Below are 21,691 nucleotides of genomic sequence, written 5' to 3' on the forward strand. Positions count from 1 at the left end.
AGTACTCCAGCCCTATGTAATACCTGTGGGAGATTCTATGGTGCCTGGCAAGGGTAGCCGGAGCATCTTCAGCGCCTGTGAGATCGAGCGCCGCCCGCGCGGCGCAATCGCGAGCTGCGCTCGCTCCAACAGGCGCTGCCATACCTTGTGGCAAACACCTGTCAGCCCTAAGGCGATCCCTGTGGGAGCTGGCTTGCCTGCGATGGGCCGCAATGCGGCCCCAGTTGCTTGAGCGAGCAGCATCACCGGTTTACCGGGGCGTTTTCATTGGCGGCTCCATGCCTTCGGCGTGCAAGCCTGAACGGGCGATAAGTCCGCTGAATACCTCCCCAAACCCGCCCCCACCCCCGTGTCCATCAGCCATGTCGCTTTTTGTCGCAGTCTTTTCTACGGCAATTGTTTCCATCATCTTCAAATGCGTGGCGTTACCGGCTAGTCTCGCAGGCATCTATATCGCCGTAGTCTTCAAACCAGAACGAGCCGGCCATGACAGAACTGTCCCGCACGCATGGATTCGCGACTCAGGCCTTGGGCCTGCTGGACGGGCGTTTCTTCCGGCCGCCATTGCCGGACGGGCACGTGCCGCGCCCGCGTTTGTGCCAGCGCTTGTACGCCGGCCTTGGTGGCCGCTTGCTGCTGGTCAATGCGCCGGCCGGCTTCGGCAAGAGCTCGCTGGCCATCGAGTTCTGCGAGTCGCTGCCCGATCACTGGCGCAGCCTCTGGCTGGGCCTGAGCCAGCGCGATGCCGACCCTGGGCGCTTTCTCGAGCGGCTGCTCGAAGGCCTGCAGCAGTACTGCCCGGCCTTGGGCGGCCAGGCCATGGGCCTGTTGAAAATGCGCCAGCGCCATCAGCCATTCGCCTTCGAGGAGTGGCTCGATGGCCTGCTCGACGAGCTGGCGCAGTACCTGCGTGCCGATACGCCGTTGCTGCTGGTGCTCGACGACTATCACCTGGCCCAGGGGCCGGTACTCGACCGCTGCCTGCAGTTTTTCCTCAACCATTTGCCGCCGGGCCTGGTGTTGCTGGTTACCAGCCGGCAGCGGCCGGACTGGCACCTGGCACGTCTGCGCCTGTCACGGCAGTTGGTCGAGCTCAACGAACAGGACCTGCGGCTGACCGCCGAAGAAGCGCTGGCGGTGATCGGTCGCCAGCCCAACGGGTTGCGAGGCCAGGCGCTGGACAACCTGATCCAGCGCAGCGACGGGTGGGTGGCAGGGTTGCGCTTCTGGCAACTGGCGGTCAGCGAGAGCGCCGACGAGCAGGCCTTGCCACAGGCCCTGCACGGGGGCGAGGGCCTGATCCGCGACTATCTGCTCGAAGAGGTCATCGACATGCTGCCTGCCGACGTGCAGGCCTTCCTCGATGAAACCGCCTGCCAGGAACGTTTCTGTGCCCCGCTGTGCGATGCATTGCGGGGGCGCGACGACAGCGCCGCGATCCTGCGCTTCTTGCAGGCACACCAGGTGTTCCTGGTACCGCTTGACGAGCATGGCCACTGGTTCCGCTACCACCACCTGTTCTCCGACCTGCTGCGCAGCCGCCAGGCCAGTGAGCCACTGGCCGACCTGCACCTGCGTGCCTGCCGCTGGTTCGAGCGCCAGGGGTTGCTGGATGAAGCCGTGGAGCAGGCCCTGCGTGCCGGCCACCTCGACATCGCTGCCGACCTGGTACAGAGCCTGTCCGAGGAACAACTGCTGGCCGAACAGAATGTCGGCATGCTGCTGCGCTGGAAGATGGACCTGCCCGACAGCCTGCTGATCAGCACCCCGCGGCTGATCGTGCTGTACAGCTGGGCGCTGGGCCTGGCCTGCCAGCTGGACGCGGCTGAAGAACTGGCAGGCCACCTCAGCCGCTTCCTGCCTGCACCTTCGGCGACCGCGCAAAAGTCCATGCTGGCCCAGTGGCTGGCACTGAGCGGTGTCATCGCCCGTGGCCGCGGTGATCGTGAGCGCACCCTGGCCTACTGTGGCGAAGCCCTGCAGAGCCTGCCCGGCAAGCGCTATGGGCAGCGCCTGGTCTGTTTGTCGACGTTGTCCAACCTGGCGATTGCCGATGGCGACTTCTGGCGCGCCCGTGGCTGGAACCGTGAGGCGCTGGAGCTGGCCCAGCGGGTCGGTAACCCGTTGTTCGAGGCGTTGGCGCATTATGACCGGGCGCGGGTGTTGCACGCCCGTGGCGAGGTGCTGCGCGCACTGGATGAAGTGCGCCAGGGGCTGCAGCGCCTGCAAGGGCTCTCGGCGCAGCGGCTATATGCGGTGCGCGCCCGCCTGACGCTGTATGAAGGCTACCTGCTGGTCTCGCGCCTGCAACCGGCCCAGGGCCGTGCACGCTTGCGCGCGGGGTTGGGCGAGGCACGTGCCTGCCGCGACATCAGCGTGCTTATCGGCCACTGCGTGATTGCCACCCTCGATGGGCGCGACGGGCAGTTCGCCGAGGCCTTTGCCGAACTGGCCGAGGCAGAGCGGCTGATGCATATCTGGGACGTGCCGCCGGTTTACTACCTGGCCATGATCACCCTGGTCAAATGCGAGCTGTGGCTGGCCCAGGGGCGCGTCGACCTGGCCGAGTCCTGGTTGCTGCGCCTGGGCCAGACCTATGGCGGTGAGCAGCCGGCGGCGGCGCCAGAGTTTCACCCGCTGCTGCCGGTGCATATCGCCCTGCAGCAGGCGCTGCTCGAACGTGTGCTGTCACGCCGCACAGAGGCGCTCGAGCGCCTGGCCGGGCTGGTCGAGCGCGGCCAGGCCAGCGGCGGCATGATGCTCACCGTCAGCGCGCTCAGCCAGTGGATGCTGCTGTTGCTGGACGAAGGCCGCGATGGCCAGGCCGCGCAGTTGTTGCCCGGCTTGCTGGAGGCTGCACGCGGGGGCGTGCTGCAACCGTTCCAGCCGTTGCTGCAACGGCACCCGCAGTGGCTGCAGGAGCAGTTGCTGGCCAGGGCCGGCTGCCCGGTGCAGGTCGACCTGCTGGGGCATTTGCCAGCGTTGCCAAGCGCCCCATGCGGTAGCAGCGAGGCCCTGAGCGGGCGGGAGCTGGCAGTGCTCGAACTGATCGCCCAAGGTTGCTCCAACCAGCAGATCAGCGAGCGCTTGTTCATTTCCTTGCACACGGTCAAAACCCACGCCAGCCATATCAATAGCAAGCTGGGCGTGGAGCGGCGGACCCAGGCGGTGGCCAAGGCCAAGTCACTGGGGTTGCTGGCGTAGTGCTGGCGGTGCTGGCTACCGCCCGTTAGAGTAATGGCCTCGGGCCATGTTCGCGGCCGATAATGCTCGATGCTCATCTTTCCCGGCCAGCTGCCGATACAGCGATCGGTGGCATCGCCTCGCGCGATTTTTCAATCATTCCAGGGCAGGTCGTGTTGATGCTGCAGTACGGGCAAAAGAGCTTTCTGATCGTCGACGATTTCACCGACTTTCGCACGTCGACCCGGTCCATGTTGCGCGAGTTGGGTGTGCGCGACGTCGACACCGCCGACAGCGGCGAGCAGGCGCTGCGCATGTGCGCGCAGAAGCGCTATGACTTCATCCTGCAGGACTTCCACCTGGGCGATGGCAAGAAGAATGGCCAGCAGGTACTCGAAGACCTGATCATCGACAAGCATATCAGCCATGAGTGCGTGTTCATCATGGTCACCGCCGAGAGCAGCCAGGCCATCGTTCTCAGTGCCATCGAGCACGAGCCCGACGCCTACCTGACCAAGCCGTTCAACCGGGTGGGGCTGGCCCAGCGGGTCGAGAAGCTGTTCCAGCGCAAAACCCTGCTCAAGCCGATATTGCAGGCGCTGGACCGCAACCGCCCGGGCGAGGTGCTGGCGGCATGCGCCGAGCTGTGCAAAAGGGACCCGCGCCTGGCACCCCTGTGCCTGCGCTACCGGGCCGATGCCTTGCGCAACCTCAACCGCTTCGATGAGCTGGAGAAATTCCTCAAGGCCATTCTCGCCAGCCGCCCGCAACCGTGGGTGTACGCGGCGCTGGGGGCCTTGATGCACAAACGTGGCCAGAATGCCCAGGCCCAGGGCGTATACGAGCAGGCGCTCAAAGCCTTCCCGATCATGCCAGCCTTGTACGATGGCATGGCCGAAGTGCTGGTGGCCCAAGGCGAAAGCAAGCGTGCGCAGAGCCTGCTGGAAGAGGCTGTGCGCCTGTCGCCACTGTCGGTGCGGCGGCAGTCGACCCTGGGCAAGCTGGCGTTGGAAAACGAAGACTTCGAAAGCGCTTCCAAGGCCTTCCGCCATGCGGTGAACCAAGGGCAGAGTTCGCGCTACAAAGACCCGGAAAACAACCTGGGCCTGGTGCAGGCGCTGATGAGCAAGAATGCAGGCTTTGGCCTGGACGCCCGTACCCGCGTCGAGATCAACACCACGCTCAGCGAAGTGGCCAAGGAAAACCCCGAAGACCAAGGCTTGCAGGTGCGTGCGCGGATGATGAAGGCCGCCAGCCTGCAGCAGGCCGGTGACCCGGAGACGGCTGCCAAGCTGACCGATCAGGCCATTCTGCGCCTGGACAAGATGAACCAGTTCTTCTCGGTCGATTCGGCCCTCACCGTCGCCGCGCAGTTGCAGGCGATGGGCCAGGAAGCCGCCGCCATCGGCGTACTGAAAAGCTGTGTGGAAAGTTATGGCGATGACCCCAAGGTCATGGAAAAAGTGGGCAAGCTGACGGACGACCCGAGTGTGCTCAACGCCATTACCGAAGCGGTCACCCTCAATCGCCAGGGTGTGCGCAGTTACCAGGGAGGGCAGCTCGGCGAGGCGTTGCAACTGTTCCGCAAGGCGCTGGGTCTACAGCCCAGGAACATCAGCATCGCCCTGAACACCGCCCAGGCGCTGCTGCGCATTGGTGGTGAAACCCCCCAGCCCGCGATCATGCAGGAATGCCGCGACGCCTTGACCAGCGTGGCCGGTATCCCTGCCAGCGACAATCGCTATGACCGTTACCGCAAACTGCACATCCGAGTGTTCGGCGCATGAATCAAGACAATCAGGGGCTGGATTTTTCCACGGTGATCGCCTCCACCGTGCACGACCTCAAAAGCTCCCTGGCGGCGTTGATCCAGTGCCACGGCCAGTGGGTGGAGCGCCTGCCCGAGGAACTGCGCGGCGGGGCCGAGCAAGGGATCATGGAGCACGAGTTTCGTCACCTCAACGGCATGCTGGTGCAGCTGCTGGGGTTGTACAAGCTTGGTGTGAACCAGCTGCCGGTGTGCCCGGACTACCACGAACTGGACGACTTCATCGAGGCCCAGCTGGCGGCGCATGAGGAAGTGCTCAAGCACAACGATATTCTCGCCACCTGGCGCATCGACACGGATAACCCGCTGGGTTTCTTTGACCGCGAGCTGGTGGCCTCGGTGATCGCCAACGTCATCACCAATGCCACCCGCTTTGCCGGGCATGCCTTGTTGATCAGCATCGAGGAGGCCGACAACCAGCTGGCCATTTGCGTGAACGATGACGGCCCGGGTTATCCACAGCGCATGCTCGACCGCCAGGAGGAATATACCCAGGGTATCGACTCGACCAGCGGCAGCACCGGCCTGGGGCTGTACTTTGCCGCACGCATTGCGGCGCTGCATGAAAGTGGCGGGGTGCGTGGGCGCATCGAGATCTCCAATGGCGGTGCACTGGGCGGTGGCTTGTTCAAGTTGTTTCTGCCGTAGGGATTGGGGTGCGTCTGCCGGCTTTTCCTGGCAGGCTTTGCGCAGAACCCCGGCTTTACCTGCGAGAACACCATGACCCAAGCCCTGCCTGCGCTCATCCGCGAAACCTTCCCTGTCGGGCCTTTGCAGTGCAACTGCACGCTCATCGGCGACCCGTTGAGCAAAAAGGCCATCGTCGTCGACCCGGGCGGTGATCCAGACAAGATCCTGGCCCGCCTGCAGGCCCATGGCCTGACGCTGGTGAGCATCATCCACACCCACGCCCACTTCGATCATTTCCTCGCCTCGGGCAAGCTCAAAGCGCTGACCGGCGCCACGCTGCATCTGCACAAGGCCGACCAGGCGCTGTGGGACAACCTGGAGATGCAGTGCCAGATGTTCGGCGTGCCCTACACCCCGGTGCCGTCGCCTGATCGCTGGCTGGCCGATGACGAAGAACTGGCGTGCGGCTGCGGCGTGGCCTTGCATACACCCGGGCACACGCCTGGCTCGATGAGCTTCTGGTTCGCCGACGCCAAGCTGTTGATCGCAGGTGACACCTTGTTCCGCCGGGGCATAGGCCGCACCGATTTGTGGGGTGGCGACCAGCGGGCTATCGTGCGCTCGATCAAGGAGCGGCTGTACCGGCTGGACGAGGAGGCCACCGTGGTCACCGGTCATGGGCCTGATACACGGCTGGGTGACGAGATGCGCGAAAACCCGTTCGTGCGTGCCTGATGGCACATGAAGGCGCTTTCATGGAATTTTTCGTTGCCGGTGCGTTCCAAGGCTGGCATAGATGCATTTGCGATCTGTCGCATTCATGAATTGAGTAGGAGCTTGTCCATGTTCACCATGCGTCGTCTGATTATCGTCGCAACTGCCGCCGCCCTGATGACCGGCTGTGCCAGTCAGAACCCTTACGACAACCAGGGGCAGGCGCAGGGCTCTACCGGGATGAGCAAGACCGCCAAGTACGGTGGCCTGGGTGCGCTGGCCGGTGCGATCGCCGGTGCCGCCATCGACCACAACAACCGTGGCAAGGGCGCCCTGATCGGCGCTGCCGCCGTGGGCGCTGCCGCCGCCGGTTATGGCTACTACGCCGACAAGCAGGAAGCGGAGCTGCGCGCGCAAATGGCCAACACCGGTGTGGAAGTGCAGCGCCAAGGTGACCAGATCAAGCTGATCATGCCGGGCAACATCACCTTCGCCACCGATTCGGCCAACATCGCGCCAAGCTTCTACCAGCCGCTGAACAACCTCGCCAGCTCGTTCAAGCAGTTCAACCAGAACACCATCGAAGTGGTCGGTTTTACCGACAGCACCGGCAGCCGCCAGCACAACATGGACCTGTCCCAGCGCCGGGCGCAGGCCGTCAGCACCTACCTGACCTCGCAGGGTGTGGACAGCTCGCGCCTGTCGGTACGTGGCATGGGCCCGGACCAGCCGATCGCCAGCAACGCCGATGCCAATGGCCGTGCGCAGAACCGCCGTGTCGAAGTGAACCTGAAGCCGATTCCAGGCCAGCAGTATGACCAGCAGCAGGGCCAGGTGCAGCAGTATCCCTGAATAGGCATGGGGGCCGCGTTGCGGCCCCGTTTGTTTCAGCGCCCTACGCTGGCCTGAATCGCCGTGAGGGCAATGGTATGGACGATATCGTCCACCTGCGCCCCGCGTGGCAGGTCGTTCACCGGCTTGCGCAGGCCCTGCAGCATTGGCCCCAGGCTGACCCCGTCGGCACTGCGCTGCACCGCCTTGTGCGTGGTATTGCCGGTGTTCAGGTCGGGGAATACGAAGACCGTGGCGCGCCCGGCCACCTGGCTGGTGGGCGCCAAGTCCCGGGCAATTGCCGGGTTGGCTGCAGCGTCGTATTGCAGCGGCCCATCGATCAGCAAGCCTTGCGTGGCGGCCTGCGCCAGGCGGGTCGCCTCGCGCACTTTCCCCACTTCCTCATCGCTGGCCGAATCGCTTGAGTAACTGATCATCGCCACCCGTGGCGCGATGCCGAAGGCTTGCGCCGATTCGGCACTTTGCCGGGCAATCTCCGCCAGTTCGGCGGCGCTTGGGTGAGGGTTCATCACGCAGTCGCCGTACACCAGTACCTGCTCGGGGAACAGCATGAAGAACACCGACGATACCAGGCTCGCCCCCGGCGCGGTCTTGATCAACTGCAGGGCAGGGCGGATGGTGTTGGCGGTGGAATGCACCAGCCCCGACACCAGGCCGTCCACCTCATCCAGGGCCAGCATCATGGTGCCGATCACCACCGGGTCTTCCAGTTGCTGCTCGGCCATTGGCGCGTTGAGGTTCTTGCTTTTGCGCAGCTCCACCATCGGCTCCACATAGCGCCCGCGAATCAGCTCCGGGTCCAGTATTTCCAGGCCTGGTGGCAGGGTGATGCCCTGCGCGCGGGCGACGGCGTCGACATCTTCGGGCTTGGCCAGCAGCACGCAGCGGGCGATGCCACGGGCCTGGCAGATGGCCGCTGCCTGCACCAGCAGCGGCTCTGCACCTTCGGGCAGAACGATGCGCTTGTTTGCCTGCTGCGCGCGCTGGATCAACTGGTAGCGGAACACCGCCGGCGACAGGCGCAGCTCGCGCGGGGTGCCGCAACGTTGGTGCAGCCAGGCTGCGTCGAGGTGGCTGGCGACAAAGTCGGTGATGAACTCGGCGCGTTCGCGGTCGTCCACCGGGATTTCCCGGTTGAGCGAATTGAGCTGGTTGGCGGTGTCGTAGGAACCGGTGCTGACCGACAGGATCGGCAGGCCCGCCTGCAGCGCGCCGCGGCACAGCCCGAGGATGCGAGCGTCCGGTTTGCTGTCACTGGTCAACAACAGGCCGGCCAGCGGTACGCCATTGATCGCAGCCAGGCTGACGGCCAGGATGATGTCGTCGCGGTCGCCCGGTGTGACGACCAAGGTGCCGGAGGTGAGCAGTGGCACGGTATTGGCCACGGTGCGCGCGCAGATGATGATCTTGCTCATGCGCCGTTGTTCGTAATCGCCGGCATTGAGCACCTGGGCGCCAAGCAACTCGGCCACGTCGCGGGTGCGCGGTGCGTTCAGCTCGGGTTGATAGGGGATGCAGCCCAGCAGGCGAAAGTCATTGCCGCGCAGCAGCGGCGAGTGTTCGCGCAGGCGGGTGGCGAAGTCGGCCATGCTTTCGTCGGTGCGGACCTTGTTGAGGATCACCCCCAGTACTTTCGGGTCGCGAGGGCCGCCGAACAGTTGCGCCTGCAGTTCGACCCGCCCGGACAGCTCGCTGAGCACTTCGTTTTCCGGCGCCGAGACCAGGATCACCTCGGCATCCAGGCTCTTGGCCATGTGCAGGTTGACCCGCGCGGCGTAGCTGGCGTGGCGCGTGGGCACCATGCCTTCGACCACGACCACGTCATTGCCGATGCAGGCTTGCTGGTAAAGCCGGATGATTTCTTCCAGCAGTTCGTCCAGCTGCCCATCACCGAGCATGCGCTCGACCTGGGCCAGGCTCATGGGCACGGGGGGCTTGATGCCGTGGGTACGGGCGACCAGTTCGCTGGAGCGTTCGGGGCCGGTGTCGCCCGGGTGGGGCTGGGCGATGGGCTTGAAGAAACCCACCTTCAGCCCGGCCCGTTCCAGGGTACGCACCAGGCCCAGGCTGATCGACGTCAGGCCGACACCAAAGTCGGTCGGCGCAATGAAAAATGTCTGCATGCGTGCTTCTCGAAATAAGCGGTGCAAGAAATTAACGGCCAAGGGTAGCGCTATCGGCCCCTTGTGCGCACCAGCCACATGCGAACGGCTGGCCGATACGCTGCAGGCGCTGGGCCGGGTCGAGCACCCACGGGCGTGCCTGCCACGGCGGTTGGTGGCGCAGGTGCTGGGTGTGGCCGCAGGACAGCTCGGCTACCCAGTGGCCTTCTTCGTCCTGGTGAAAGCCGATGATCCGACTGATGGACCGTTGCTGCACGCCAGTGCGTTCGCAATCGGGCGATGGCTTGGTTACACTGGTGCGCTCTACATTCTTTTGCAAAAGGTCTTGCCCCATGCTGATCGCCGCCAACAAGGCTGTCTCCATCGACTATACCCTGACCAACGACGCCGGGGAGACCATCGACAGCTCCGCCGGTGGCGCGCCGCTGGTTTACCTGCATGGTGCCGGCAACATCATCCCAGGCCTGGAAAAAGCCCTGGAAGGCAAGCAAGCCGGTGACGAACTGGAAGTTGCCATCGAGCCGGAAGACGCCTACGGCGAATACCTGGCCGAGCTGGTCAGCACCCTGAACCGCAGCCTGTTCGAAGGCGTCGACCAGCTGGAAGTGGGTATGCAGTTCCACGCTTCGGCGCCGGATGGCCAGATGCAGATCGTGACCATCCGCGACGTGGACGGCGACGACATCACCGTTGACGGCAACCACCCGCTGGCTGGCCAGCGTCTGAACTTCAAGGTCAAGGTCGTCAACGTGCGTGACGCCAGCGACGAAGAAATCGCTCACCGTCACATCCACGGTGAAGGTGGCCATCACCACTGATTTTCTGCGCTAAGCTCAGAAAGTCGCCAGGCGCTCGGGCAAGCCGATCTGCCTTCCTACGGGAGGTGGGCGGTTTGAACGGGCGCCTTTTTAGTGGGCGCGATTTGCCTGCGCGGCAACCCGGAAGCTGAGAGGGGGTTCATCATGAGTGCATTTCACGAGCTGAAACTGGAGGCGCTGAACGGCGGGGAGCTGCCCCTCGCACCGTTCAAGGGCCAAGTGGTGCTGGTGGTCAACGTCGCTTCCAAGTGTGGTCTCACGCCGCAATACAAGGCCCTGGAAAACCTCTATCAGGTTTACAAAGACAAGGGCTTCAATGTGCTTGGCCTGCCGTGCAACCAGTTTGCCGGGCAAGAGCCGGGCAGTGAAAAGGAAATCCAGGACTTCTGCAGCCTGAACTACGGGGTGAGCTTCCCGCTGGCGGGCAAGCTGGAGGTCAATGGGGCGCAGCGCCATTCGCTGTATCGCCTGCTGGCGGGCGAGGGCGCGGAGTTCCCGGGTGATATCAGCTGGAACTTCGAGAAGTTCCTGGTCGGCAAGGATGGCCGGGTGCTGGCGCGCTTCTCGCCGCGTACGGCGCCGGATGATCCGACGGTGGTGCAGGCCATCGAGAAAGCGTTGGGATGAGTATTCGGGGCCGCTGTGCGGCCCTTTCTGTCAGTGGCAGGCCCTGACATTTTTGCCAGTTGCCGACCGAATGACGGTGTTGCCAAACTTCAACCTTGCGAAATGCAAACGAGGTTTGATCGATGGCGAGCAAGTTGTTTTATCAACACGAACGTTTGGCGCTGATACAGGACGCGCAGGTACAGCGCCGGTTGATGACTTCAGTGATACAAACCCATGCAGTGCTGGTAGAGGCAATGCAGGCGACCCCCAACGTTTTACTGGCCAGTGATGCTTTGCATTCCACTCTGCTAATTAATCCACAGCAGAAAGCCAAACCTTATTGCTATTCACCGTACGGGTATCAGCCTACTCATCCCGGGTTGCCTGCATTTACCGGCCAAGTACCTGAGCCCGTAATGGGCGGATACCTGCTGGGTAATGGCTACCGTCTATACAGTCCGCTCTTGATGCGCTTCAACTCGCCAGACAATTGGAGCCCATTCGGTGCTGCGGGCATCAATCCTTATGTTTACTGCGACAGTGATCCGGTCAACCACAGTGACCCCTCGGGTCACATAAAAATACTCAAGGCTGTGAAAAGTGCTGCGCTGAAAGCCATCGATACGGTGGCGTATGAATATGTTAAAGCCAAGTATGGGAAAAAGATTTTCAAGAAGATAGACCAATTGAAAGCGGCCCCTTCCGCTCGGCCAAGCGCTGGCGCCAGTGTTCCGACAAGCAATCTCAGCCCGGCTGAGATCGAGGTCGGTGGGCGCATGCTGGCTGATGAGCTCGACTATCTAAAGGATACTCAAAAAAGATCAAGCAAACACCTAAAACGCGCAGAACGAGGTAAAGAAGGTAGCACAATGATCTTCGATGAGCCCTCCAGTTATATTGCAGATAATCTTGCCATCAAAAGCGCTCAAGAATTGAATGCGATCGAGAGATTGGAAAAAGCAGTTGCCGATTTGAGAGAGCACAAAAGGGCTGTAAGTTATCAAACGCGTGTACACGCGCGTTTAGGGTGATTCAGGCTTGATCTTCATTGCCAGCGAGCCACTGTCGGGCAGGGGCGCAGCATCTTTTCTGGACGCCGCGTTCAGATACCCCTCAAACTGCTCGACGATCGCCGCCCACCCCTGGCGGCTGGCGTGTTGCCGTGCATTCAGCCGCACCCGGCGCAAGGTTTCCTCTTCCTCAAGCAACCAGCAGGCCGCATCGATGAACGCCGCCTGGTCTCCCGGCATGGCCAGCGCGCCGTTATGGCCATGGCGAATGTGCTGTGCTGCAGCGGCCTCGTCATAAGCCACTACCGCCAACCCCGAAGCCATGGCTTCGAGTACCACGTTGCCAAAGGTTTCGGTCAGGCTTGGGAACAGGAACAGATCTCCGCTGGCATAGTGTTCAGCCAGTATCTCGCCGCGCTGGGCGCCACAGAACACCGCGTCTGGCAACTGTTGCTCAAGGGTCGCGCGCTGTGGGCCGTCACCGACAAAAACAAGGCGCAGGCGCTTTTGTGGATAAGTCTTTTGCAGTGCCTCAAGGCAGGGTCGCAACAAGCCAAGGTTCTTTTCCACCGCCAAGCGGCCGACATGCAGCACGGCGATGTCGTTGGGCCCAAGCCCCCAGCCTTCGCGTAACGCCTGGCTACGCCGCGCCGGGTTGAACAGGCAGGCATCGACACCCCGGGCCAGCAGTTCCAAGCGTTCGAAACCACGGCGTTCAAGCTCCAGGCGCTGGCTGAGGCTGGGGACCAAGGTGATGGCCGTGCGGCGATGGAACCAGCGCAGGTAGTGCGTGAGCATGCGCGCCAGCAGGCCCAGCCCGTATTGGCCAGAATACTGTGGGAAGTTGGTATGGAAACCGCTGACCACTGCCACCCCCAGGCGCCGCGCCGCACGCAAAGCGCTGAGCCCGAGCGGCCCTTCGGTTGCGATGTACAGCACATCCGGGCGCTGTCGGCGCCAGCGGCGCAACATCTTGTGCATCGACACCTCGCCCCACTGCAGACCGGGGTAGCCCGGCAAGGCCCAGCCCCGGCACAGCATCAGCTGCGGGTCGCTGTGCACTGGCCCTTCGCCGGCCTGGCGCGGGCGCACCACTTCAACTACATGGCCACGTTGACGCAGCCCTTCGCTCAAGCGTCCAAGCGTGTTGGCCACGCCGTTGATTTCGGGTGGGAAGGTTTCGCTGACCAGGGTGATGCGTAGCGCAGGTGTGTTCATGGCAAAAGTTTCTGCCTGCCCGATTGCATCAATGTGACGGTCACGTGGCGCGCAGGTGACAGCTGACCATCGGCTTGTGCAGCGTGCAGATTATTTCCTGGTGCGCCGCTCAAGGGGCCGTGCCGTCGGCCGATGAAGATGCATTCGACCACCTGTTGCGCTCCAGGAGAGCGGTGATGTTCAACAACAAGCTCAAGCAAGAAAACCGGCAACTGCGCGAAGACCTGATGTGTATCGAACAGGTCAAGAGCAGCCTCGACAGCGAGATGCTGGTGCTGCAACTCGACCCCCAGGGACGGATCGAGATGGTCAATGGCAACTTCGAGAGCGAGATGCTCTACCGGGCCGACCAACTGCTTGGACGCAACATCGAGGACATCGTCCCCGCTCATGTGCGGTCGCTGGATTTCTACCAGCGGATGAAAGCCGCCATAACCCGTGGCGAGCACCTGAACGGCGCGTTTCGCCTGTTGCGCGGCAATGGCCAGGAAGCCTGGCTGCGCTCGATCCTGCAGCCGGTCAAGAACAGCGAGGGGCGCATCCGCTACTTCACCCTGCATTCCAGCGACCTGACCCGCACCATCGAGGCTTCGCGTGAACATGAGAGCCTGATCAAGGCGCTGATGCGCTCCACGGCGGTCATCGAGTTCGACCTCGATGGTAACGTCCTCACCGCCAACGAGCGCTTCCTGGCCACGGTCGGCTATCGCCTGGAGCAGATTCGCGGCAAGCACCATCGCCTGTTCTGCACGCCGGAAGAGGTCCATTCAACCGCTTACCAGGCGTTCTGGGACAGGCTGCGTCGTGGCGAGTACGTGGCTGACCGCTTCAAGCGCATCGATGCCCACGGCCGGGTGGTCTGGTTGGAGGCCTCCTACAACCCGATCTTCGATGCCCACGACGTGCTGTACAAGGTGGTCAAATTCGCCACCGTGATCACCGACCAGGTCAACCAGGAACAGGCGGTGGCCGAAGCGGCGGATGTGGCCTACACCACCTCGTTGGGCACCGATGCCAGCGCGCGCAAGGCTACCGAGGTGGTCACCCAGAGTGTCAGCGTGATGCGCGGCCTGGAAGCTTCGATGCAAGAGGCGGCCGAGGGTATCCAGGCGCTGGACACGCAGTCGCGGGTGATCGGCTCGATCATCAAGACCATCAGTGACATTGCCGGGCAGACCAACCTGTTGGCGCTCAACGCGGCCATCGAGGCCGCCCGTGCGGGGGAGCAGGGGCGCGGGTTTGCCGTGGTTGCCGACGAAGTCCGGCAACTGGCCTCGCGTACCAGCAGCGCCACCGAGGAAATCGCACGGGTGGTGCAGCAGAACGAGCAGTTGGCGCAAGCGGCGGTGACGATCATCGACACCAGCAAGCGCCAGGCCGAACAGGGGCTGGCGCTGGCCGATCAGACGGGCAGCGTGATTGTCGAGATCCAGGACGGGGCGAAGCGGGTGGTGGATGTGGTGGGGCAGTTTTCCAGCCGGTTGGGGCAGTGAAACCCAAACCAGACGCGCTCTGCTTTTTGTAGGAGCGGCCTTGTGTCGCGATAGGGCCGCAAAACGGCCCCAACAATTTGTGCATTAACGTTGAGATCCTGGGGCCGCGTTGCGGCCCTATCGCGACACAAGGCCGCTCCAGAGATCGCGTAACGCCCAGGGATCAGTCCCGCTCCCGCACCCAGAACAATGTAGCCCCGGCCACCGCCGCCGGCATCATCAGCACGTTCACCCCCGGGATCAGCAACGCCAGGTACGTCACCCCGCCAAAGCCCAGGCTCTGCCAGCGCTTCTGGCGCAGCCAGGCCAGCATGTCCTGCCAGCTCATCTTGTTGTTGTCGGCCGGGTAGTCGATGTACTGGATGGCCATCATCCATACGCCGAAGATCAGCCACAGCGGCGCGGCTACCACGTTGACCACCGGAACCAGTGAGAGGATGAACAGGCCGATGGCCCGTGGCAGGAAGTAGCCCAGCTTGCGCATTTCGCGACTGAGCGTGCGCGGTACCATTGCCACCAGTTCGCCCCAGCTGAACGCCGGGAAGTTGTCTTCGCCACGTACCACCACTTCAACCTTTTCGGCGAGAAAACCGTTGAACGGCGCGGCGATGACGTTGGCGACCAGCGTGAAGGTGAAGAACACCATCAACACCACCAAGGCGACGAACAGCGGCCAGAGGATGTAGGTAAGGAAGCTCAGCCAGCTCGGCAAGCTTGGCATCAGGGCATCCACCCAGAGGCTGAACTGATGGCCGGCGAAGTAGATCAGGCCACCGAACAGCAGCAGGTTGACCGCCAGCGGCAGCAGCACGAACAAGCGCAGGTTGGGGCTGAGCACCAGTTTCAGGCCTTCGCGCAGGTATTGGGGGCCAGAGAGGACAGGGGCTTGCATCAAGGTACTCCGCAGAGAAGGGAAACGCGCTGACCTTACCGAGTTTGGCGTGCCGACGAAAGGCAGCGGGTGGTCGGGAAACCGGCTGTAACAAAAGCATCGACAGTATGATCGCCGATGAAATCGCAGCATAGACGATGCCTATGAGGTGGATTGTCGAAGGATATTTCCTTAATCTTTGCGACCTCGCTACAGTGCGTTCACCTTTCCGCTTTCCGGGCCTGCGCGTTGTAGCCTTCCCCAAGTGCTGCGTGGGTCCTTTTAAATTTTCCAGCTGGCGCCGCCGGTGTATCGAAACCGGCCCGCTCGACAGGAGTTCGACATGTCTGAAGTACGTCATTCGCGCGTCATCATTCTGGGTTCCGGCCCTGCCGGTTACAGCGCTGCGGTGTATGCCGCCCGTGCCAACCTCAAGCCGCTGCTGATCACCGGCATGCAGGCCGGTGGCCAGCTGACCACCACTACCGAAGTCGACAACTGGCCGGGCGACCCGCACGGCTTGACTGGCCCGGCCCTGATGCAGCGTATGCAGGAGCATGCCGAGCGTTTTGAAACCGAGATCGTGTTCGACCACATCAATGCTGTCGACCTGGCCAACAAGCCATTCACCCTGCAGGGTGACAGCGGCAAGTACACCTGCGACGCACTGATCATCGCCACTGGCGGCAGCGCCCGCTACCTGGGCCTGCCGTCGGAAGAAACCTTCATGGGCAAGGGCGTTTCGGCCTGCGCTACCTGCGACGGGTTCTTCTACCGTAACAAGCCGGTCGCTGTGGTGGGCGGTGGCAACACCGCCGTGGAAGAGGCCTTGTACCTGGCCAATATCGCCAGCAAGGTGACCCTGGTGCACCGCCGCGAAACCTTCCGCGCCGAGAAGATCCTGGTCGACAAGCTCAACGCTCGCGTGGCCGAAGGCAAGATCGAGCTCAAGCTCAACGCCACCCTGGACGAAGTACTGGGTGACAACATGGGCGTGACCGGTGCGCGCCTGAAGAACAACGACGGCAGCAGCGATGAAATCAAGGTCGATGGCGTGTTCATCGCCATTGGCCATACCCCGAACACGTCGCTGTTCGAAGGCCAGCTGACCCTCAAGGACGGCTACCTGGTGGTCAACGGCGGCCGTGAAGGCAATGCTACCGCCACCAACGTCGAAGGCGTATTCGCGGCCGGTGACGTGGCCGACCACGTGTACCGTCAGGCGATTACCTCGGCCGGTGCTGGCTGCATGGCAGCGCTGGACGTCGAGCGCTACCTGGACGGGCTGGCCAACGCCTCATTCTGATTTGCCAAGTGCACGGGGGCCACGCGCCCCCAACTGGAAACCGGCTAGCCGCAGCATCTTCAGCGCCTGTGAGTTCGAGCGCCGCCCGCGCGGCGCATCGCGAGCTGCGCGTGCCAGGCGCGCGCGGCCGCCTTGTTCGTACGGCGCCATATTGAGGCATGCGCCAAGGCGTTCGCGCGCAGATCCCACAGGCATAATTGGCCTGAAAAAAACGTAGGAGCGAGCGCAGCTCGCGATGCGCCGCGCGGGCGGCGCTCGATCTCCCAGGCGCTGCATATTTTGTGGCAAACACCTGTCAGCCCTGATGCGATCCCTGTGGGAGCTGGCTTGCCTGCGATCAGCTCACAGGCTCAGCCGCATCGACAGGTCGACCGCCTTCACATCCTTGGTCATCGCCCCGATCGAGATGTAGTCCACGCCCGTTTCGGCAATCACCCGCAGGGTGCTCTCGTTGACCCCGCCGCTGGCCTCCAGCTTGGCCTTGCCGGCCGTGATGCGCACAGCCTCACGCATTTCTTCCAGGTTCAGTTCGTCGAGCATGATGATGTCGGCCCCCGCCGCCAGCGCCTCGCGCAGTTCGCCAAGGCTCTCCACTTCTATTTCCACCGGTTTGCCCGGGGCAATGCGGTGCGCAGCCGCCACGGCCTGAGCCACGCCACCGCTGGCGGCGATGTGGTTCTCCTTGATCAGGAAAGCGTCGTACAGGCCGATGCGGTGGTTGTCGCAGCCGCCACAGGTCACCGCGTACTTTTGCGCCAGGCGCAGGCCAGGCAGGGTTTTGCGGGTGTCCAGCAGGCGCACCTGGGTGCCTTCTACCAGGCTGGCAAGAAAGCGCGCACGGGTGGCGACCCCCGACAGCAGTTGCAGGAAGTTCAGGGCACTGCGCTCACCGCTGAGCAGCGAACGGGCCGGGCCTTCGAGGTGAAACAGGGGCTGGTTGGCGCTGGCACGGTCACCGTCAGTGACTTGCCAGTGCACCGCCACCCGCGGGTCGAGCTGGCGGAATACCGCATCGACCCAGGCAGTGCCGGCGATCACACAGTCCTCGCGGGTGATGATGGTCGCCTTGGCCAGGCGCTCGGCCGGGATCAACTGCGCGGTGATATCGCCACTGCCGATGTCTTCCAACAGCGCACGGCGCACGTTGGCTTCGATTTCAGCGGTCAGGTCGGCAAGGCGTAGGTTCGGCATGGTCGGCTCCACAAGCAAGATGCCCGCGATTATAGGGCAGGGGGCTGGTGTGTACAGCCGCCTTGGCGCCGACCTTTGGTCGGCGCGTGGCGGGCGCCTGCCTGGGGTGAATCCGTGCTGGCAGCGCTGCGGGTTTTTGCCGATAATGGCGACCAGTATTTGGCGTCATAGCTTTGACGATACCTGCTGCGGCAGGCCACACACCCTGCAAGGAGTCCAGGATGCATGAAGAAGGCAAGGTGGTGCCGCTGGCGGCCGCCATCGACCGGGGCCGGCGTGCGCCTCTGCCTTGCCTTCCGGTGTTGCTGCTGCAAGTCCGCGACAAGGCCGCCCTGCAGTTGCGCCTGGGCTTGCAGGCGCTGTTCGACAACGCTGACGACACCCTGTTCGAGATGGCTGACAAAGCCTTCGAGCACGCCGACCAGAACTTGTATTTCGAGGCCATGCGCGACCTGCGCCTGAAGCGCAAAAGCATCGAGCGTGGCTTTCTCGACATCTTCCATGCAACTTTCGCCCGCATCGGCCAGGCGGACCTGTTGCTGCACCTGGCCCAGCCGGGGAACACGTGCGGCAAAGCGCAGGCCGAGCGGGGCGCTGCTGTCGACGGCATGGTGGGGCGCGTGCTGGCACGTCATCGCCCGGCCTTGCAACAGCTGGGGCTGCGCTTGCAGGTGCTGCTCGACCGCCCCATGTACGAGGGCGACAACCCGCTAGGGCCCGCCGCATTATGTGGTTACTTCCTCGATGCCGGGCGTAACCTGGGGGTTTGCCTGCGGGTGAAGCTGGTGTTGCTCACGCTGTTCGAGCGCTATGTGCTCAGTGATGCCGATGTGATCTACGGCGAGGCCAACCAACTGCTGGCCGCCGCCGGCGTGCTGCCCGAACTGCAACCGGTACCGCGCCGGCCTGCCGAGGAGCGGCGCCTGGGCGCGCGACGTTGCCCGCCCATGCCAGGCCAGGATGTGGGCGCGGACGCAGCCGGGCAGGCGTTTTTTGCCTCGTTGCAAACCCTGCTGGCGCCGGTGCGGGGGCAATTTGCCCCACGTTTGCAGGGGGTGGCTGCCGCACAGCCGATCAGCACCGCCGACCTGCTGCGGTTACTGACCCATTTGCAGCATTATGTGCCCGCCACGCACGAGGCAGATGACTTCGAGCTTGGCCAGCAGCTTGAGCAATTGCTGCTGCGGGTCAGCGTGCGCAGTGGCATACGCAGGCGTATCGCGGTCGCCGACGAAGACATGATCAACCTGGTGAACCTGCTGTTCGCGTTCATTCAGCAGGACGACAACCTGCCGGCCAGCCTGCGGGCGCTGATCATCCGGCTGCACATCCCGCTGCTGAAGGTGGCGCTGCTGGACAAGGGGTTGTTCTGCCGGGCTGGCCACCCCGCACGGCGGCTGCTCAACGAAATCGCAGCGGCGGGCATCGGCTGGGAGAGTGGCCGCGAAAATGTGCGCGACAGTCTGCACGTGCGGGTGGCGCTGATCGTGCAGCGCGTGCTCAGTGATTTTGACGAAGATACCCGCGTGTTCGACCACCTGCTGCAAGATTTTCTCGCGTTCAGCCAAGAGGAGCGGCGGCGCAGCGAGCTGCTCGAGCAACGTACCCGCGACGCCGAAGAGGGCCGCGCACGCACCTTGCAGGCCAGGCACCAGGTGCAGCAATTGCTCAACCAGCGCCTGCGCGGCCAGGTGTTGCCCCAGGTGGTGGTGCAGATGCTGGTACAGGCCTGGAGCCAGGTCCTGCTGCTGGCCTGGCTGAAGCACGGCGAGGGTTCCGGGGCGTGGTGCGATGCGGTGCAGACCATGGACACGCTGCTGCTCAGCGTTACCCCGGGCCGTGAGCCGCAAACCCTGTTGCAGCAGGTGCCAGGGCTGCTCAAGGCGTTGCGCGACGGCTTGGCCAGCGTGGCGCAGGACTCGCTCACGACCCGCGCATTCTTCCAGCAGCTTGAGCGGTTGCACCTGTGCGCCTGCGGGGGAGGCCAGTGGCAACCCTTGGACCAGGTGCGGGTGACGCAAGCGATTGTCCTGGCAAGTGCCGAAGAACCAGGCTGCCCGCCGCCAGGGGGCGACAGCGGGCACGCTGCGGCAGTGCGCCAGGCGCAGCGCCTGCGCGTCGGTACCTGGGTCCAGGTGCTGGATGAAGACCCACCGCTGCGCTGCAAGCTGGTAGCACGTGTCGAGAACAGCGACAGGCTGGTGTTCAGCAACCGCACCGGCCTGAAAGTGCGAGAGTGGAGCAGCGCCAGCCTGGCCAGGGCACTGCAGCGCGGCGAAGTGCGGGTGCTGGGGGACGGGCTGTTGTTCGAGCGTGCACTGGAGGCCGTACTTGACGGCCTGCGCCCGTGATCATTCACCTGCACAGGGCGTGAGCCGCAAGGCATACTGTTGTCCTGTTCAAGGCGTTTTCAGGATCTGCCCCATGCAATTGGACCGTGCCACTGGCTGGTTCCACGGAAACGGAATCACCCATTGCCCTTCGCCCAACTTCAATGCTCGGCCGGAGGGCGAAGCGATTTCCCTGCTGGTGATTCACAACATCAGCCTGCCGCCGGCGTGTTTCGGTACCGGCAAGGTTCAGCAATTTTTCCAGAACCGCCTGGACCCCCAGGAACACCCGTACTTTGCCAGCATCAGCCACCTGACCGTGTCCGCCCACCTGTTCATCGAGCGTGATGGCGCGGTGACCCAGTTCGTGTCGCTGTGCGACCGCGCCTGGCACGCAGGTGTTTCGTGTTTCGACGGGCGCGAAGGCTGCAATGACTTCTCCATCGGCATCGAGCTGGAAGGCACTGACGACCTGCCCTATACCGATGCCCAGTACACCGTGCTGGAACAGCTTACGCGGCACATCTGCGGTGCCTGGCCGGCCATCGACCTGGGCCGTATCCAGGGCCATAGCGACATTGCCCCGCAGCGCAAGACCGACCCCGGCCCGGCATTCGACTGGCCGCGCTACCGTGAAGCGCTGCAGCACAATGAGGACAAGGCATGAGTTTTCTGGTGTTGGTACTGGCGCTGTGGGTCGAGAAGTTCTCGGCCCTGCGCCATCAGGTGCAACGTGACGGTTTTTTCCTTGGTGAGCTGGTGCGCCTGGAACGCAGCGGCAAGGTCCACCCGTGGTGGACGCTGACGCTTCTGGTGCTGGCACCGGTCGCCCTGCTGGTCTTGCTGTTGCACGTACTGGAGCCCGTGGCCTATGGCCTGCTGGCGCTGCCGGTGCATCTGCTGGTGTTGGTCTACAGCTTGGGCCGCGGTGACGCCAAGGCGTCGCTTGGCCCGTTCCGTGACGCCTGGCGCCGGGGCGATGACCAGGCTGCCTTGCACGTGGCAGAGCGCGACCTTGGCCTGGCGGCCGATGAGCCGCACACGTTGTTGGTGCGGGTGCAGGGCCACTTGCTGTGGCAGGTGTACCAGGGCTTCTTCGCCGTGATCTTCTGGTATTTCGTGCTGGGGCCGGGGGCAGCGTTGGCTTATCGGTTACTGGCGCTGTGCGCTGGGCACAGCGGGCAAGCGGTGCTGAAGGCGCGCGCCGAGCAGTTGCGGCACATCATGGACTGGCTGCCGGTGCGCGTGCTGGCGTTGAGCTTTGCCTTGGTGGGCAATTTCCTGGCGGTGACGCGGGTGATGCTGCACGAGGTGCTCAACTGGCACATCAGCGCCGCACACCTGGTGGCCCGGGTCGGGCGCGTTGCCGACGACATTCCCGACGATGAAGACAGCCAGCGTGGGTTGGGGCGCCTGGACAGCCTGTGGGAGCTGCTGCTGCGCTGCGCGGTGTTGTGGTATGCCGCGTTTGCGCTGTGGACGGTGCTGGCCTGAAATCAGGCGGGGGCAGCGCGG

General features: G+C 63.6%; 18 protein-coding genes and 1 pseudogene. 14 read left to right on the forward strand and 5 right to left on the reverse strand.

Annotated elements, in window-relative coordinates; all coding sequences use genetic code 11:
• Positions 1–486: 486 nt before the first annotated feature.
• The 5 genes from DMX12_RS16505 to DMX12_RS16525 all read left to right on the forward strand — a co-directional run bounded on the left by DMX12_RS16505 (position 487) and on the right by DMX12_RS16525 (position 7,207).
• Entirely contained in the window at positions 487–3,204 is a 2,718-nt protein-coding gene (locus DMX12_RS16505; protein ID WP_110678719.1) for a LuxR C-terminal-related transcriptional regulator, read from the forward strand.
• Between the two features lie 158 nt (positions 3,205–3,362).
• Positions 3,363–4,970: a response regulator gene (locus tag DMX12_RS16510; RefSeq protein WP_009682687.1), complete on the forward strand. Its 1,608-nt coding sequence runs from the start codon at positions 3,363–3,365 to the stop codon at positions 4,968–4,970.
• On the forward strand, positions 4,967–5,659 hold the full coding sequence (locus DMX12_RS16515) for a sensor histidine kinase KdpD (RefSeq protein WP_009682688.1): 693 nt from the start codon (positions 4,967–4,969) through the stop codon (positions 5,657–5,659). The genes DMX12_RS16510 and DMX12_RS16515 overlap by 4 nt, the downstream gene beginning before the upstream one ends.
• A 72-nt stretch (positions 5,660–5,731) precedes the next feature.
• Positions 5,732–6,376: an MBL fold metallo-hydrolase gene (locus DMX12_RS16520; RefSeq protein WP_029887745.1), complete on the forward strand. Its 645-nt coding sequence runs from the start codon at positions 5,732–5,734 to the stop codon at positions 6,374–6,376.
• A gap of 108 nt (positions 6,377–6,484) precedes the next feature.
• Positions 6,485–7,207 carry an OmpA family protein gene (locus DMX12_RS16525; protein ID WP_029887746.1) on the forward strand — a complete coding sequence of 241 codons (723 nt, stop codon included), beginning with the start codon at positions 6,485–6,487 and terminating at the stop codon, positions 7,205–7,207.
• Positions 7,208–7,242: 35 nt separating this feature from the next.
• On the opposite strand, the gene pta is transcribed toward DMX12_RS16525, so the two are convergent.
• Both pta and DMX12_RS16535 read right to left on the reverse strand, forming a co-directional pair.
• Positions 7,243–9,330: a phosphate acetyltransferase gene (gene pta, locus DMX12_RS16530; RefSeq protein ID WP_110678721.1), complete on the reverse strand. Its 2,088-nt coding sequence runs from the start codon at positions 9,328–9,330 to the stop codon at positions 7,243–7,245.
• A 31-nt stretch (positions 9,331–9,361) separates the two neighbouring features.
• Positions 9,362–9,664 (reverse strand): DUF3565 domain-containing protein, encoded by a 303-nt coding sequence (locus DMX12_RS16535; protein WP_009682694.1) that lies wholly within the window; start codon positions 9,662–9,664, stop codon positions 9,362–9,364.
• On the opposite strand from DMX12_RS16535, the gene DMX12_RS16540 reads away from it, so the two are divergent.
• The 3 genes from DMX12_RS16540 (at position 9,663) to DMX12_RS16550 (ending at position 11,788) form a co-directional block, all read left to right on the forward strand.
• Positions 9,663–10,148, forward strand: a complete 486-nt coding sequence (locus DMX12_RS16540; protein ID WP_029887748.1) for a peptidylprolyl isomerase — start codon at positions 9,663–9,665, stop codon at positions 10,146–10,148. The genes DMX12_RS16535 and DMX12_RS16540 overlap by 2 nt on opposite strands.
• 144 nt (positions 10,149–10,292) lie before the next feature.
• Positions 10,293–10,775 carry a glutathione peroxidase gene (locus DMX12_RS16545; protein WP_110678723.1) on the forward strand — a complete coding sequence of 161 codons (483 nt, stop codon included), beginning with the start codon at positions 10,293–10,295 and terminating at the stop codon, positions 10,773–10,775.
• Positions 10,776–10,897: 122 nt separating this feature from the next.
• On the forward strand, positions 10,898–11,788 hold the full coding sequence (locus DMX12_RS16550) for an RHS repeat-associated core domain-containing protein (protein ID WP_110678725.1): 891 nt from the start codon (positions 10,898–10,900) through the stop codon (positions 11,786–11,788).
• On the opposite strand, the gene DMX12_RS16555 is transcribed toward DMX12_RS16550, so the two are convergent.
• Complete coding sequence (locus tag DMX12_RS16555) at positions 11,780–12,985, reverse strand: glycosyltransferase family 1 protein (protein ID WP_110678727.1); 1,206 nt, start codon at positions 12,983–12,985, stop codon at positions 11,780–11,782. The genes DMX12_RS16550 and DMX12_RS16555 overlap by 9 nt on opposite strands.
• Before the next feature lie 266 nt (positions 12,986–13,251).
• Between DMX12_RS16555 and DMX12_RS30360 the strand changes: the two are divergent.
• Both DMX12_RS30360 and DMX12_RS30365 read left to right on the forward strand, forming a co-directional pair.
• Positions 13,252–13,938 (forward strand): annotated as a pseudogene (locus DMX12_RS30360) (PAS domain-containing protein); the annotation flags it as partial.
• Between the two features lie 129 nt (positions 13,939–14,067).
• The gene (locus tag DMX12_RS30365) at positions 14,068–14,478 is read left to right on the forward strand and encodes a methyl-accepting chemotaxis protein (RefSeq protein ID WP_371928269.1); all 411 of its coding nucleotides are present in this window, start codon (positions 14,068–14,070) and stop codon (positions 14,476–14,478) included.
• Between the two features lie 163 nt (positions 14,479–14,641).
• Here DMX12_RS30365 and cysZ read toward each other — a convergent pair whose 3' ends face one another.
• Complete coding sequence (gene cysZ / locus DMX12_RS16565) at positions 14,642–15,370, reverse strand: sulfate transporter CysZ (protein ID WP_054890456.1); 729 nt, start codon at positions 15,368–15,370, stop codon at positions 14,642–14,644.
• 322 nt (positions 15,371–15,692) lie between these two features.
• Here cysZ and trxB point away from each other — a divergent pair, with 322 nt between their 5' ends.
• Positions 15,693–16,655: a thioredoxin-disulfide reductase gene (trxB, locus tag DMX12_RS16570; protein ID WP_110678731.1), complete on the forward strand. Its 963-nt coding sequence runs from the start codon at positions 15,693–15,695 to the stop codon at positions 16,653–16,655.
• 342 nt (positions 16,656–16,997) lie between these two features.
• On the opposite strand, the gene nadC is transcribed toward trxB, so the two are convergent.
• On the reverse strand, positions 16,998–17,846 hold the full coding sequence (nadC, locus tag DMX12_RS16575; RefSeq protein ID WP_054914219.1) for a carboxylating nicotinate-nucleotide diphosphorylase: 849 nt from the start codon (positions 17,844–17,846) through the stop codon (positions 16,998–17,000).
• Between the two features lie 221 nt (positions 17,847–18,067).
• On the opposite strand from nadC, the gene DMX12_RS16580 reads away from it, so the two are divergent.
• From DMX12_RS16580 to ampE, 3 genes are all read left to right on the forward strand, one after another.
• Positions 18,068–20,197: a DUF1631 domain-containing protein gene (locus tag DMX12_RS16580; protein WP_110678733.1), complete on the forward strand. Its 2,130-nt coding sequence runs from the start codon at positions 18,068–18,070 to the stop codon at positions 20,195–20,197.
• 73 nt (positions 20,198–20,270) lie between these two features.
• Entirely contained in the window at positions 20,271–20,843 is a 573-nt protein-coding gene (gene ampD / locus DMX12_RS16585) for a 1,6-anhydro-N-acetylmuramyl-L-alanine amidase AmpD (protein WP_110678735.1), read from the forward strand.
• Entirely contained in the window at positions 20,840–21,670 is an 831-nt protein-coding gene (gene ampE, locus DMX12_RS16590; RefSeq protein WP_110678738.1) for a regulatory signaling modulator protein AmpE, read from the forward strand. The genes ampD and ampE overlap by 4 nt, the downstream gene beginning before the upstream one ends.
• Positions 21,671–21,691 lie beyond the last annotated feature (21 nt).

It is taken from the genome of Pseudomonas sp. MB-090624 (assembly GCF_003205245.1).
Classification (GTDB): Bacteria; Pseudomonadota; Gammaproteobacteria; order Pseudomonadales; family Pseudomonadaceae; genus Aquipseudomonas; species Aquipseudomonas juntendi.

Excerpts from the sequence above, each read along its gene's own strand:
- DMX12_RS16505 (WP_110678719.1), top strand. The coding sequence starts at position 487 with ATGACAGAACTGTCCCGCACGCATGGATTCGCGACTCAGGCCTTGGGC.
- DMX12_RS16510 (WP_009682687.1), top strand. The coding sequence starts at position 3,363 with ATGCTGCAGTACGGGCAAAAGAGCTTTCTGATCGTCGACGATTTCACC.
- DMX12_RS16515 (WP_009682688.1), top strand. The coding sequence starts at position 4,967 with ATGAATCAAGACAATCAGGGGCTGGATTTTTCCACGGTGATCGCCTCC.
- DMX12_RS16520 (WP_029887745.1), top strand. The coding sequence starts at position 5,732 with ATGACCCAAGCCCTGCCTGCGCTCATCCGCGAAACCTTCCCTGTCGGG.
- DMX12_RS16525 (WP_029887746.1), top strand. The coding sequence starts at position 6,485 with ATGTTCACCATGCGTCGTCTGATTATCGTCGCAACTGCCGCCGCCCTG.
- pta (WP_110678721.1), bottom strand. The coding sequence starts at position 9,330 with ATGCAGACATTTTTCATTGCGCCGACCGACTTTGGTGTCGGCCTGACG.
- DMX12_RS16540 (WP_029887748.1), top strand. The coding sequence starts at position 9,663 with ATGCTGATCGCCGCCAACAAGGCTGTCTCCATCGACTATACCCTGACC.
- DMX12_RS16535 (WP_009682694.1), bottom strand. The coding sequence starts at position 9,664 with ATGGGGCAAGACCTTTTGCAAAAGAATGTAGAGCGCACCAGTGTAACC.
- DMX12_RS16545 (WP_110678723.1), top strand. The coding sequence starts at position 10,293 with ATGAGTGCATTTCACGAGCTGAAACTGGAGGCGCTGAACGGCGGGGAG.
- DMX12_RS16550 (WP_110678725.1), top strand. The coding sequence starts at position 10,898 with ATGGCGAGCAAGTTGTTTTATCAACACGAACGTTTGGCGCTGATACAG.
- DMX12_RS16555 (WP_110678727.1), bottom strand. The coding sequence starts at position 12,985 with ATGAACACACCTGCGCTACGCATCACCCTGGTCAGCGAAACCTTCCCA.
- DMX12_RS30365 (WP_371928269.1), top strand. The coding sequence starts at position 14,068 with ATGCAAGAGGCGGCCGAGGGTATCCAGGCGCTGGACACGCAGTCGCGG.
- cysZ (WP_054890456.1), bottom strand. The coding sequence starts at position 15,370 with ATGCAAGCCCCTGTCCTCTCTGGCCCCCAATACCTGCGCGAAGGCCTG.
- trxB (WP_110678731.1), top strand. The coding sequence starts at position 15,693 with ATGTCTGAAGTACGTCATTCGCGCGTCATCATTCTGGGTTCCGGCCCT.
- nadC (WP_054914219.1), bottom strand. The coding sequence starts at position 17,846 with ATGCCGAACCTACGCCTTGCCGACCTGACCGCTGAAATCGAAGCCAAC.
- DMX12_RS16580 (WP_110678733.1), top strand. The coding sequence starts at position 18,068 with ATGCATGAAGAAGGCAAGGTGGTGCCGCTGGCGGCCGCCATCGACCGG.
- ampD (WP_110678735.1), top strand. The coding sequence starts at position 20,271 with ATGCAATTGGACCGTGCCACTGGCTGGTTCCACGGAAACGGAATCACC.
- ampE (WP_110678738.1), top strand. The coding sequence starts at position 20,840 with ATGAGTTTTCTGGTGTTGGTACTGGCGCTGTGGGTCGAGAAGTTCTCG.